At 70.6% G+C, this 12276-nt stretch carries 13 protein-coding genes and 1 pseudogene; 4 read left to right on the top strand and 10 right to left on the bottom strand.

The features are described from left to right. Positions 1-36 precede the first annotated feature (36 nt). The 3 genes from ACIA8R_RS14890 to ACIA8R_RS14880 form a co-directional block, all read right to left on the bottom strand. Positions 37-630 (bottom strand): NUDIX domain-containing protein, encoded by a 594-nt coding sequence (locus tag ACIA8R_RS14890; RefSeq protein ID WP_397038708.1) that lies wholly within the window; start codon positions 628-630, stop codon positions 37-39. Between the two features lie 41 nt (positions 631-671). After that, positions 672-1259, bottom strand: a complete 588-nt coding sequence (locus ACIA8R_RS14885; protein ID WP_397038706.1) for an exonuclease domain-containing protein — start codon at positions 1257-1259, stop codon at positions 672-674. A 61-nt stretch (positions 1260-1320) separates the two neighbouring features. Further along, positions 1321-1947 carry a helix-turn-helix domain-containing protein gene (locus ACIA8R_RS14880; RefSeq protein ID WP_364093552.1) on the bottom strand — a complete coding sequence of 209 codons (627 nt, stop codon included), beginning with the start codon at positions 1945-1947 and terminating at the stop codon, positions 1321-1323. A gap of 55 nt (positions 1948-2002) precedes the next feature. On the opposite strand from ACIA8R_RS14880, the gene ACIA8R_RS14875 reads away from it, so the two are divergent. After that, a complete protein-coding gene (locus ACIA8R_RS14875; protein WP_397038704.1) occupies positions 2003-3022 on the top strand; it encodes an aldo/keto reductase in 1020 nt (339 codons plus the stop codon). Positions 3023-3327: 305 nt separating this feature from the next. After that, positions 3328-4257: a hypothetical protein gene (locus ACIA8R_RS14870; RefSeq protein ID WP_397038702.1), complete on the top strand. Its 930-nt coding sequence runs from the start codon at positions 3328-3330 to the stop codon at positions 4255-4257. Positions 4258-4358: 101 nt separating this feature from the next. On the opposite strand, the gene ACIA8R_RS14865 is transcribed toward ACIA8R_RS14870, so the two are convergent. From ACIA8R_RS14865 to ACIA8R_RS14850, 4 genes are read right to left on the bottom strand one after another with little or no spacing between them, the layout of a single operon-like run. Next, positions 4359-5255, bottom strand: coding sequence for a hypothetical protein (locus ACIA8R_RS14865; protein WP_397038700.1), 897 nt, complete (start codon positions 5253-5255; stop codon positions 4359-4361). Beyond that, on the bottom strand, positions 5252-6286 hold the full coding sequence (locus ACIA8R_RS14860; protein WP_397038698.1) for a hypothetical protein: 1035 nt from the start codon (positions 6284-6286) through the stop codon (positions 5252-5254). Before ACIA8R_RS14860 ends, ACIA8R_RS14865 begins: the two co-directional genes overlap by 4 nt. After that, positions 6279-6896 (bottom strand): RNA polymerase sigma factor, encoded by a 618-nt coding sequence (locus tag ACIA8R_RS14855; RefSeq protein ID WP_357703531.1) that lies wholly within the window; start codon positions 6894-6896, stop codon positions 6279-6281. The genes ACIA8R_RS14860 and ACIA8R_RS14855 overlap by 8 nt, the downstream gene beginning before the upstream one ends. A 59-nt stretch (positions 6897-6955) precedes the next feature. Beyond that, positions 6956-7795, bottom strand: a complete 840-nt coding sequence (locus ACIA8R_RS14850; protein WP_397038696.1) for an alpha/beta fold hydrolase — start codon at positions 7793-7795, stop codon at positions 6956-6958. A 69-nt stretch (positions 7796-7864) separates the two neighbouring features. Between ACIA8R_RS14850 and ACIA8R_RS14845 the strand changes: the two genes are divergently transcribed. Beyond that, positions 7865-8839, top strand: coding sequence for a DUF5937 family protein (locus ACIA8R_RS14845; protein WP_397038694.1), 975 nt, complete (start codon positions 7865-7867; stop codon positions 8837-8839). Between the two features lie 93 nt (positions 8840-8932). Here ACIA8R_RS14845 and ACIA8R_RS14840 read toward each other — a convergent pair whose 3' ends face one another. The 3 genes from ACIA8R_RS14840 to ACIA8R_RS14830 all read right to left on the bottom strand — a co-directional run bounded on the left by ACIA8R_RS14840 (position 8933) and on the right by ACIA8R_RS14830 (position 11600). Beyond that, the gene (locus ACIA8R_RS14840) at positions 8933-9460 is read right to left on the bottom strand and encodes an EF-hand domain-containing protein (protein WP_364093530.1); all 528 of its coding nucleotides are present in this window, start codon (positions 9458-9460) and stop codon (positions 8933-8935) included. 690 nt (positions 9461-10150) lie between these two features. After that, a complete protein-coding gene (locus ACIA8R_RS14835) occupies positions 10151-10972 on the bottom strand; it encodes a class I SAM-dependent methyltransferase (protein ID WP_397038692.1) in 822 nt (273 codons plus the stop codon). Positions 10973-10976: 4 nt separating this feature from the next. Continuing rightward, positions 10977-11600 carry a TetR family transcriptional regulator gene (locus ACIA8R_RS14830; protein WP_397038690.1) on the bottom strand — a complete coding sequence of 208 codons (624 nt, stop codon included), beginning with the start codon at positions 11598-11600 and terminating at the stop codon, positions 10977-10979. Between the two features lie 301 nt (positions 11601-11901). Between ACIA8R_RS14830 and ACIA8R_RS14825 the strand changes: the two are divergent. After that, positions 11902-12276: pseudogene (locus tag ACIA8R_RS14825) on the top strand (recombinase family protein); the annotation flags it as partial.

Below are 12276 nucleotides of genomic sequence, written 5' to 3'. Positions count from 1 at the left end.
CGGCGACCTTGAGGCGGCGCCGCGGGGAGAGGACGGCTACCGGGCCAGGGCAGCCATGAGTTTGCCGGTGAACCGGTGCATGTGGGGGTCGAGGGTGTCGCCGGGCTCGGCGAGGACCTGTCGCAGCGGCAGCCACTTGATCGCTTCGAATTCACCCTCGTCGAAGGAGGTGACGGCCCCTGCCGTGGACCGCAGGACGTACCACAACGACACGTCGGTGTGCTGTTCGTACCTGCGGGTTCGAGTGACGGTCAGGAAGAACGGCCTGTTTCCGGAGACCGCCGACGGGAGGGCCTCGGTGTGCAGTTCCTCTCTGCACTCGCGCAGAACCGTGTCCCACGGGTCCTCCATCGGCTCGACGTGGCCGCCGCTGGGAAGCCAGAGGCCGGCCTTGCGGTGGGCGACGAGCAGCAGCTCCGCGCGGGCCTCGTCGAGGGCCACGAAGTAGCTGACCAGGTGCATCGGCGGGACATCGGGCTTCCGCAGCCGGTACAGCGGAGCGCCGCTGGCGATCCACTCCGCCGCCGTGGTGAGGTGCGCGCGCTCCTGCTCGTCCCAGGGGACGACGCCCTCCAGCAACTCGGTCAGCCGACTCCGAAGAGGAACGTCCGGGCCGTCGATGGCAGTCACGTCTCTCATCATGCCAAGGCCGGGCGCACCGCTAGAAGCCGCTAGATGACCGTGGCCGCGAGGGGCCATGCCCCGCGGTCCAGCAGGTCGAGGACGAGTGCCGCGATGTTCCACGCGTCGTCCTCGCCGCGGTGATGGCGTCCTTCGAGGGGCAGTCCGGCGATCTGCAGGGCGTGATCCATGCCGGGCTTCCTGGGCAGCCCGTACGCCGCCGCGAACACGGCCTTGGCGTTGGTGTGGGTGCGTTCCGTCGGATGGCCGAACGGGTAGGCCACCCCGTCGGCCTTGCTCTGCCGGGCGAACTGCCGGCGGTCGTACTCGCCCCAGCTCGCCCAGGGGCGCTGCCCGGCCTCGTACTCCTCGACGAGGATCCGGCACGCCTCGGCGAAGGTGACGCCCTGGTCCACCTCGGATCGCGTCAGGCCGGTCAGCTCGGTGCAGAAGTCACTCACGGCCGACCGGGCAGGACGGACCAGGATGCGGTGCCGGGAGACGCGGCGCCGGGCCGGCACGTCGACGACGGTGAGGCCGATCTCGATGATCTCGTTCACGGAGCCGGGCGGAGGTTGCCCGTCCCAGCAGGTGGCTTCCACATCGATGACGTTCAGCAGGGCGGATTCGTGGCGCATGGGGTGAGCGTAGGGATGCGCGCCCGGCTCCGGCACCCCGATTTCCGCGTGCCCGCACCGCCTACCGGGCCGACTCGCCGTAGAGGGAGGTCATCCAGATGTGGGTGAGGACCTCGACGAGGGTGTCCTCGTCGGCGAAGGGGGCCACGTCGAGGGCGGCGAGGTAGTAGAGGCGTTCGCCGAGCCAGGTCAGCGCCGCGCCCAGGGCGGCCGGATCGACGCCGGGCGCGGTGGCGTCGTCAGTGGTGATGCGTTCGGTGGTGGCGGCCGTGAAGCCCGCCATCTGGTCGCGCCACAGCGCGGTGAGCTCGGGGTCGGTGCGCCAGTTCTCCACGATGGCTCGCAGCACGGGCGCCTCCTCGCGCCACAGGCGGGCGCCGTGGCTGATGCCGTGCCGTACGGAGGCCCGCCGCTGGTCGGGTTCGTCGTGCGTGAGCCAGGGCTGCGCGACCTCGTGACCACGGGCGATGGCACGACGGACGAGCTCGGCCAGGACCTCGTGCTTGCTCGCGAAGTAGAAGTAGAAGCTGCCGCGCGCCACCTGGGCGGCGGCCAGGATGTCGGCCACGCTCAGCTCGTCGAAGCGCCGCTCGTCGAGGAGCCCGCGCGTGGCGGCCAGGATCACCTCGCGCAGGTCGCGGCCGTCGTCCTTCGGCTGTGGGGCGCGCCGGCCCGCTCTCGCCTCCATTCTCGGAATCCTAGCGTCTAGACAGTCTGTCTAGACGCTATGTACAGTCCTCGCCATGAGATACACGACGTTCGGAACGAGCGGGTTGCGGGTCTCCGAGATGATCCTCGGGACGATGGGCTTCGGCGAGGACTGGGGCTGGGGCGCTCCCCTTGAGGAGTGCCGCAGGATGTTCACCGCGTACGCCGAGGCCGGCGGGAACATGATCGACACGGCCAACAGCTACACCGAGGGCTCCAGCGAACGCATCGTCGGCGAGCTGATCGGCAAGGAACGCGACCGGTACGTGCTCAGCACCAAGTACACGCTGTCGATGGACCGCGACGACCCCAACGCCTCGGGCAACCACCGCAAGAGCCTCAGGCGATCGGTGGAGGAGAGCCTGCGGCGCCTGGGCACCGACTACCTGGACCTGCTGTGGGTGCACATCTGGGACCCCGCCACCCCGATCGAGGAGACGTTACGCGCCCTCGACGACCTGGTACGCGCGGGCAAAGTGCTCTACCTGGGCTTCTCCGACGTGCCCGCCTGGGTGATCGCGCGCGCCGACACCATCGCCGAGCTGCGCGGCTGGACGTCGTTCATCGGACTGCAGCTGTCCTACAGCCTGCTGGAGCGCGACATCGAGCGCGAGTTGCTGCCGATGGCCGAGACGCTGGGCCTGTCGGTGGCCGCGTGGGCGCCGCTGGCTCGCGGGGTGCTGTCCGGGAAGTTCACCCGCACCGACGCCACCGCCGGGTCCAGGATCAGCCGCGACGCCGTACCCGACCGCCATCTGGCGATCGCCGCCGAGGTCGACGCCGTCGCCGACGAGCTCGGCGTCTCCTCCTCCCAGGTCGCCCTCGCCTGGACCCGGGCGCACCGCCGCTGGATCCATCCGATCTCCGGCGCCAGGACGCTCGACCAGCTCACCGACAACCTCGCCGCCTGTGAGCTGCGGTTGCCGCCGGAGGTGGTGGAGCGGCTCGACGAGGCCAGCGCCTTCCCGCTCGGGTTCCCGCAGAACTTCATCGAGATGTCGCGCGAGTTCGTCTACGGCCCCTCGATCGGCCGCTTCGACCGCCGAGTGCCGTGAGGCGGTCGGCCGGCTCGGCCTTGACCGATGTCACTGAGGGCACGGCAGGGTACGCCGATCCCGCACGGTTGCCGCCTTTGGTGCAGCGGGCGGTCGAGGTCGCGCGGCGGGCGGGCTTCGTGACGTCCTGCCGTCCCGAGCAAGGCCGGTTGCTGCCGGCGCGGGCCCGTGCCCGGGCGGTCCGGACGTCTCCGCGACCCGTCTGCCCGATTCATGACGATGTCATGTGCAGCCGATGATCACGTCTCTGGTTCGTGTCGTCCCTGGCCAGCAGGGTTGTCTTCAGTCGATCTGAAGGAGACGTCATGACTTCCCTGCGCTGGAGAACCTGGCACGGCCCGCTCGTCGCCTGTGCCCTCGCGATGGCGGCGCTCGCGTTGGTGAGCGGCGTCGGCCTGGTGGTCGACGGGCGGACGGTCATGGGCGAAGGGGTGTGGCTCAAGCCGTTCAAGTTCGCCGCCTCCTTCGCCCTGTACGCGCTCACCCTCGCCTGGATGATCAGCCAGGTGGAACGGTGGCAGCGGACCCTGTGGTGGCTGGGCACGGTCACGGTGGCGCTGTTCGTGCTGCCGGAGATCTCCGCGATCACCTTCCAGGCGGTGCGCGGGGTGCGCAGCCACTTCAACTTCGCCACCACGCTCGACAAGTCGGTGTTCATGCTGATGGGAGGGGCCGCCTACCTGGGCTGGGCGCTCACGCTGGCGCTGGGGATCTTCCTGGTCATGCAGCGCCGGGTGAACCGGGCGATGGCCTGGGCGATCCCGCTGGGGGTGGCGATCTCGCTGGCGGGCATGTCGGTCGGCTACCTGATGACCGCGCCGACGCCGGAGCAGGCGCAGGCGCTGGCCGGCGGCCTCAAGCTGATCACGATCGGCGCGCACACGGTCGGCGCGGCGGACGGCGGCGCGGGGATGCCGCTGCTCGGCTGGGCGACCGGCGGCGGCGACCTGCGGGCGGCCCACTTCGTCGGGCTGCACGCGCTGCAGGTGCTGCCGCTGATCGCGCTGTGGGTGCGCCGGGTTCCGCTGGTGATCGTGGCCGCGTTCGGTTACGCCGGTCTCACCGGGCTGCTGATCTGGCAGGCACAGCGCGGCCAGGCGCTCATCCACCCCGACGGGACCACTCTGCTCGCCGCCGGCGCGCTCCTGGCGGTGGTGCTGGGGGCTGCGGCGGCCGTCCAGGTCCGCTTCACGCTGCGCCCGCGCCTGACGCAGGCGCAGGCCGCCCGTTCCTGACCGCACAGCCCCTGACAGCACAGGTACCCGACAGCACAGCCCCTGATGTGACGCGCCGCGTGCCGCGACGCGTCACGTCGACGTCTTCGGCCGTGGACCGGTCAGCTCGCGGCCGGAACGGCGGGCTTGTCGTCCGTCCAGCCGGCCTTGTACGTCGTCACGCCGGACTTGCCGAGCACCGCCTTGCCGCCGTCCTTGAGGTCGGTGTACTCGGCCAGCAGCGTCATGGCCGTGGTGTCCACAAGGAGCTGCTGCTTGAGCACCGTCCCCTTCCTGGACGAGACGGGCAGGGCGAGCTTCTGGCCCGAGCGGCCCAGCGGGTCCTTGTCCCGGCCGAGATCGCCGACGCCCTTGGTGGTCTTCAGCACCTGGTAGGCGGCGGCCCGGACCTTGTCGGGCACCGGGTTCACGTACAGGAGCTCGACCGCCCGCTCGGCGACATACCGGTCGAGGTTGACCAGCCAGTCGTTCCTCGTGGCCTTCGGGTCGGTGGTCTTCGCCTCTTCGGCGGCCTCGTCGATCCAGGCTTCGACCTCGGCGGTCAGCTGCTTCCTGAGCGCCTCGGCGTCCGTCGGCAGCTCCTGGAGCTGCTGGTAGGAAACGTACTTCTCGCCCAGCCGGAACCCGTCGGGCCGGTCCTCCTGCGCCTTGACGGATCCCTTGCCCGGCCGGGTGGTCAGGTGGATCTTCATGCCTTCCGTGCGGTAGTCCCAGGTGGTCGGAGATCCGTCGGCGCGCCAGGCGGCCTCGTCCTTCTTGGTCGCGGGCCTGGCTCCCAGCTCACGCATGCCGGTCCAGGCCTTGCCGTTCGGCGACAGCCACTCGGTGGTGACGTTGCGCTGGGTCAGGTGGTAGCCGCTGCCGACCGGGCGGGGGTGGGTGGTGGTGTAGATCGTCTCGACCCGCCAGTACGCCCCCTTCGGCGCGTCGGCGGACGCCGGGACAGCGGCCACACCGGCGAACAGCAGCCCGGCGGCGACGGCAAGGGTGATTCTCATGCGTTCTCCTTCAACGGGTTGGCATCCGCCCAGCGGCTGTCCTGGATCGCGGTGTACGTCAGGAGCAGGCCGTCCGCGGCGGATCGGACTTCGAGGGAAAGGGGTCTGCCGGAGGCGGGGTCGATCACCAGCCGGGTCCTGGTCGCCCCTCGGTGGTCCGGCGGCGCGAACTCGCCGGACTCGTACTCGACCGCCTGCCCGGCCCGGCCCAGCACGTCGGTCGCCTGCCCGACGGCGGCGACCCCGGGCAGGGAGGCGAGCAGCCGGTACGCGGCGGCCCTGGTCGCGTTCGTCACCGGCGCGAAGAACAGCAGCCGCGCCGCGGTGTCGATGGTCGTACGGTCGTCGGCGGCGAAGAACGCCTTCAGCCCTTCAGGGGTGTCGGGCACCTCGCTCATCTTGGTCAGGGGCTTGCCCGCCGTGAGGATGCGGAAGTCCCAGTCCTCGGTCGACCAGGTCCGCCGCTCGCCGGGTCCGGACCGTACGACTCCGGAGCGCCCGGTTTCCGAGGGCTTGTCGTACGTCCAGGACGTCGGCGAGCCGTCGGCGGCCCACGCCGCCTCGTCCTGGGGCGTCGCGGGCCTGATCCCCTGGGGGGTCGAGCGGTACCAGGTGAGCCCTTCGGGGTCCGCGGGCATCCAGGTCTCGACCGACTCGCTCTCCCGCAGGACGTACCGTCCGCCCGGCTCGTGGAACTGCCGGCCGCGGACCTCCGTGCTGCCCCACCACCCGCCTTCGTCGGGCACGGCAGCCACTGAGGCGGCCGCGACCAGCAGGAACCGCTTGCCGTCGGCCTGGACGGCCACGCCATGAGAGGCGGGCACGACGTTCACCGCGACGATCACCGCGACGATCGCGGCCGCCGCGGCGGCCCCGGCCAGGCCGAGCGCCAGCGCACTCCACCTGGGGCGGCCACGCCGTGGACGCTCCCGGGCGAAGGCGGCTGCCAGCCGTTCGCGCCCGGCCCGCTCGACCTCGGGCGACAACGGCGGCGGGGGCAGCAGGTCCCGCACCGCCCGGTAATCATCCATCAGACCCTCCAAGCAGCGGATTGACACCGCCCAGGGCGGCACGAAGCTTCCTGCGGACCCGCGACAGGCGGGATCCGACGGTCCCGTACGGGATGTCGAGCGCCTGGGCCACCTCCTGGTGGCTCAACTCGGCCAGCGCGCTCAGCAGCAGCACGTCCCGGTCGCCGTCGGACAGCGCCCGCAGCCCGGCCGCGAGCCGCCCCTGTGCGTTCGCGGCGTCCATGCGGGTGACCACGCGGTCCTCGTGGCCGTGCTCCCGGTCGTCGTCCACGCCGGCGCCGCGTTGCAGCGCGGCCAGCCGCCGGGCCTCGGCCCGCCGGTGCAGCCCGATCACGACGCCGGCGAAGCCGTACAACCAGGGACGGACCGTGCCACGCCGGGGATCGAACGTCCCACGCTTCTTGAACGCGGCCAGGAACACCTCGGCCGTGAGATCGTCAGCGGCCTGCCCGTCGAGCCGTCTGCCCAGGTAGGCGTGGATCTCGCGTACGTACCGGTCGTAGATCTCGCCGAAGCGGTCGGGTGACCGGCGTGACAGCTCCACCAGAGCCTCGTCGCTGATCGTCTCCCGCGGATCGGCGAGATCCGGAGCCGTCGAATTGGCAGTCACATCCCCTACTCATCCGATGCGGTGTTCTGCTTTCACGCCCTCCGCGACACCTGCCGGCCCTACCGCAGGAACGCCGACGTGGTGGCCACGAACCGGTCGGCGTCGTCGAGCCACGGGAAGTGCCCGGCCCGCGCCTGGACGACGAGCTCCGCGTGCGGGAACAGCCCGGCGAGCTCGGTCACCGCGACGGGAGGGGAGTTCAGGTCCACCTCCCCCGCGACCACCTGCACCGGCGAGGTGAAGCGGGCGAGGGCGGCGCGGGTGGCGTCGGGGTCGAAGGCGCCCTCGGAGCCGAAGACCGCCGCCGCCTCGTCGTTGCGCTGCTCGTCCTCGGCGGCCCTGTGCGCCCGGGCCGTCTCGTCCCAGCGGCCGTACCAGAACGGCGCGATGGCCCGGAAGGCGTCGCCGGTGGCCTGTCCGGCCATGACGCTCTCCAGTGCCGCGGACGCCGCCGGGAACCAGGGCTCGTCCTCGCGCAGCCGGGCGATCTCCTTCCGGACGTCTGCGCTGATCGGGATGCCGACGGCGGCGACGCTCGGGGCGATCAGGGCGAGCCTGCCGACGCGTTCCGGGAAGCGGGTCGCGTACAGCAGGGCCAGGTTCGTGCCCGCGGAATGGGCGAGCAGGTCCATCCGGTCGAGTCCGAGGTGCTCGCGCAGGGCTTCGACGTCCTCGACCAGGCGGTCGCAACGGTAGGAGGCGGTGTCGTCCGGCACGGCGGACCGTCCGGTGCCCCGCAGGTCCGTCATGACGAGCTGCCGGTGCGCCGGGAGACCTCCGAGGTCGCCGAGATAGGCGGAAGCCTGCATCGGCCCGCCGGGCAGGCAGATCACGGGGGCGCCGCCGCCGAACGTGTGAAAGGCGAGCTCGGTGCCGTCGTAGGAGGTGAAGAAGTGCATGCTCCGCAGCCTGCGGGAGACCGGCACGGCTCGGCTATCGTTTAGCCACAGCTACATGATGAGGGTCGGATGGCGGTCGAGATCAGGTTCACCGCGGCGTCGGTCGCCAAGGTGCGATTCGCCGTCTCACCGCTGGGCGAGACGGTGCTGGCGCTGCGGATCCTGCTGGGCACGGGCGGCCACGCCGTCCATCGGCCCTGGGTGCGCCAGGCGCGTCCGCCGCTGGCGGGCGAACGCGAGCTGCCGCTGTTGCGGGCGCTGATCTCCGGACCGCTACCGTCGTTCCTGTTCCCCGCGCCGAGGGAGCGCCTGCCCTCGATGGCGTCCGAACTGGACCTGGTACGGGCCACGCCGGAGGACTTCTTCCGGCAGGAGTACGGCGCGGTCCTGGGCATGCCGGCCGAGAGCGCCCCCGAGCCCGCGACCGTGCTGCCGCGGCTGGCCGAGGCGCTGCGTCGCTGCCACGAGCTGCTGATCGCGCCACAGTGGGGCCGGATGTGCGCCGTTCTGGAGGCCGACATCGGGCGGCGGGCGCTGACCCTGGTGGAGGGCGGGGTGCAGGCGCTGTTCACCGAGCTGCACCGGGACATCGCCTGGGACGACGGCCAGCTCGTGGTGCACGGCCGGCGCGCCCCGCACTCCGTGCACACGGTCGACACCGGCGGGCACGGCCTGGTCCTGCAGCCCAGCGTCTTCAACTGGCCCGACGTGGGCGTCGACAAGGCCCCGGTCACCGCCGCGTCGATCCGCTACCCGGCGACGGGCGTCGGCCTGCTCTGGGAGTCGCCCCCACCGGCGCTGACGGGCCTGGCCCCCGTGCTCGGCCACACCAGGACGCAGATTCTCGCCGCCCTGGCCGAACCCCTGGCGACCGCGGCGCTGGCCACCCGCCTGGGCATCACGCCGAGCGCGGTCTCCCAACACCTGGGGGCGCTGCGCGGGGCCGGCCTGGTGTCCACGCAACGCAGGGGCCGCACCGCCCTCCACCTGCGCACGGACCGCGCGACCCACCTGCTGGGCGGCCCACCCCCGAACGCTCACTGACGGAGACCGGGCGACGGGGGTGAGCTGACAGCGCGCCCCGGCCCCGAGAAGGGGGCCGGGGCGTTTCCCTGCCGTCCGGCAACCGGGGGCGCGTTACTCCGCCAGGGCGCCGAAGACGTAGGAGCCGGGGGCGTCCGGGTCGTCGCCGGCCCAGAACTCCGTCCAGTGGACGCGGAACTCGTCGCGGGTGAGGTGGCCGTCGCCGTCCAGGTCGAGGCGCGGGAAGATCTCGTCGGTCGCCGAGGGCGCGCCGTTCCACGTCTCGATGAGCGCGCCGTACTCCGAACGGGAGATCAGGCCGTCGCCGTTGAGGTCGATGGCCTCGAACATGGCGTCGGCGGTGCCGGTGACGGCGTCGGCCAGGTCGCCGAGCCCGTCCACGACGTGGAGCACCTGGTCGAGCGAGACGGCCTCGTCGCCGTCGGGGCCGGAGGCGGCCCGCAGCACCGGCCACCAGCCCGTCATGACGGAGACCAGCCGCTCCGGCGGCACGGACCCCGCGACGGCCGTCCAGCGGTGGGCGAGCGCCTGGAAGTCGGCCTGGGTCAGCCGGCCGTCGCCGTCCAGGTCCATCGCCCGGAAGACTCCGCCGACCTTCTTGCGCTGGAACTCACTGGCCACTTCTGCCTCCACTCTTGGGAAGACTCAATGCTGTCGAGGCATCACCAACCGTGACCATAGTCATTCGAGTGACGAATACGTTACGGATCGTGGCTGCCGGGCGCTCGGAGCGGCGAAGCGCCGACGTCCCAGAGGATGCGCAACAGTGGCAAGCGATTGCCACGCGACCATGTGCCCTAACCTGCATCATTCACATCATCTATTGACAATGTAGGCAAGCGCTTGCAATCTTGTGCCCACTCCCCGACGAACGGGCGATCACGAAAGGCCTTTGGGGAGGATCGGACCGAACTTTGGCGCCATCCCGCAAGGATGTCGAGCAGTATCTGAGCGAGAAGTTCGCGTTAGCGGCTGTCGCGGACCCAGGATTCCGACGCCGTGGACACCACCACCGCAGGCGGTTGACCCCCGGCAAGACACGCGGAGAGCTCGGTGCCTGGAAACATGCATGCCTGGTTAGGCGGGTGGGTCAAGGAAACGGACTGATCGCAAGACCAGCACCGCGCCCTGCCCCGACCCGACTGAGCCCAGATCAGCGTTGATCTAGCTGTGACTTGCCTGGTCGATGTCGGATCGGCCGGCCGGGCGATGCGGCTCTTCGGTCGGTCCCCGCCGCCGCCCGTCAGGAAGCGCACACGATCCTCCAGCAGTCGCCGGTCCTCGGCGGTCACCTCGGTGCCTCTGGAGTCCCTAGAAGCGGTAGTGCTGGATGGCGGTGCCCTTGCGCGAGATGGAGGTGCTCCAAGCGGTCAGGGCACTGGCCAGGCGGGTGGTCCACGGGTAGTCGGCGACTTCGGGCTCGCGGCCCAGCAGGATTTCGCGTACCAGCGTCAGGCGGGGTTCCAGGCGCTCGATGTCCTGCGGGGTGTCGAAGCCGGGAGACCGCAGGAAGGGGACGACGGACTGGGTGCCGGCGTACTTCTTGGCCGCCCAGACGTGGAACCTCGTGTAGCCGTTGAAGCAGATCTCGCCTGCGGGGAAGTGGCGGATGAGGCGGTCGAGGAGCGTGGCCAGCTCCTCCTTGGACAGGAACCCGATCAGGCCGTCGGCGACGATCACGGCGGGGCGGTCGGCGGGGACTTCGCTGATCCATCGGGGGTCGTTGAGGTCGGAGCCGATGGTGTGGAGGTGGGGGCGCTCGGGGAGTAGTAGTTGCCTGGTCTTGGCCACGCCGGGCAGGTCGACGTCGTACCACTCGACGGTGGTGGGCGGGGCGACGCGGTAGACGCGGGTGTCGAGCCCGGCGCCCAGGTCGAGCCCGACGGCGTCGGGATTTTTGGCGATGAACTGGCGCACGATGTTGTCCATGACCAGTGAGCGGTGCGCGATGCCCACGACGGGGCTGGCGGAGAGCTTGAACTGCCCGGCGTCGTAGTCGAGCTTCCTGACGATGTCGTATGCGGTCTTGTCGTGCAGGATCGAGTGTTTGGCCTGGTAGTCGAGCGCCTTGCCGGCCAGGGTCAGCCAGAGCGTGTTCTCCAGCGGCGTGAGGTCGGGGAGGGTGATGGCCATCGTGTCAGTCCCTTTTCTGTGGTGACTCATCCAGCGCGGTCCGGGCTGCCTTCAGCGCGGTGTCGTCGGTGAACAGTCCGTGGGTGTAGAGCTCCAGCGTGGGCAGGGCGAGGCGGCGCAGCAGGTCGGGGCCGAACCGCTCGTAGCCCAGCGCCCGGGCCAGGGGCGGCGGCATGGTCAGCGTGGCCACGCTGTTGAGCACGGTCAGCACCGCCAGCGCCCGCAGGTCCGAGGACGGTCGCATCGAGCCGTCGGCGATACCAGCCCGCAGGATCTCCTCGGACTCGTCCACCAGCGTGTTGACGAACGTGGCCGCGGCTGGTGTGTCCTCGTCGATCGCGCGCAGCATGTACTGCACCTGGAGGCGGTATTCCTCCGGGTTGGACAGGTATTCGCGAAAGAGGTCCTGCATGCCGCTGGGCCGGGCGTTGTCGGCCCGCTGGATCAAGATGCGCAGGACGTGGTCGTCACAGACGCTCCGGAGCTTTTCCTTACTGCCGAAGTGATGGATGACCAGGCCGGGGCTCACTCCGGCGGTGGCTGCGATGGCGCGCAGGTTGGCCTTCTGGAAGCCGTCCCGGGCGAAGTGTGCGATGGCCGCGTTGCGGATCTTGGCTTGGGTGGTCAAGTCCGACGATGCTGAACACATGTTTAGGAGTTTAAACGTATGTTTAATGGCTGGCAAGTGGATAGCGGTACCCAACGAGCGCCGCACGGATGCGGCTTGGCGTGACGTTCCCTTCCGAACTCATCTGGACGAGAGCGACGCCGCGAGCCTCCGCGCCAGGCTGATCTCGTTCTCAGAAATGAGGAGTTCTGACAGACCTCGCCCCGTCGCCCGGAGCTGTCCGGTTTGTCCCTGGCCGCCGTTCTCACAACCTCTCGCAAAACCGTTTTCTCACAACAGCGTTCGCGACAGGCTTTGCGACATGAGCGATCTTGCCGACCCGGCCGCCGCGGTCGAGGCGTTCGACTGTCCCACGTGCCAGGCACCGGCGGGCAGCGCCTGCCGGACCCGGGGTGGGAAGGTCGCGCCGAAGTACCACACGCCGCGCTTCATGCCGGCACCCCAGCTACGGGCCGAGTTGGAGGTGCGCGCGCCCGTCGATCGCGGTCCGGGCCGGGCCTGGAGCGCGGGCCCGGCACGCGAGGCCGCCCTCGCAGACGCCGGGGCCAGACCAACCCGGGTCGGCTACGCCCGCTGCTCCCCTGAACAGCAGGAGCTGCAGAGCCAGCTCGACGCCCTGGCGGCAGCGGGCTGCGAGCCGGTCTTCTCGGAGAAGATCAGCACCCGCATCAAGGTG

It is taken from the genome of Nonomuraea sp. NPDC051191 (assembly GCF_044455665.1).
Classification (GTDB): Bacteria; Actinomycetota; Actinomycetes; order Streptosporangiales; family Streptosporangiaceae; genus Nonomuraea.
Note: the sequence above shows the minus strand (reverse complement) of the source record. Positions and strands in the feature narration are given on the sequence as shown.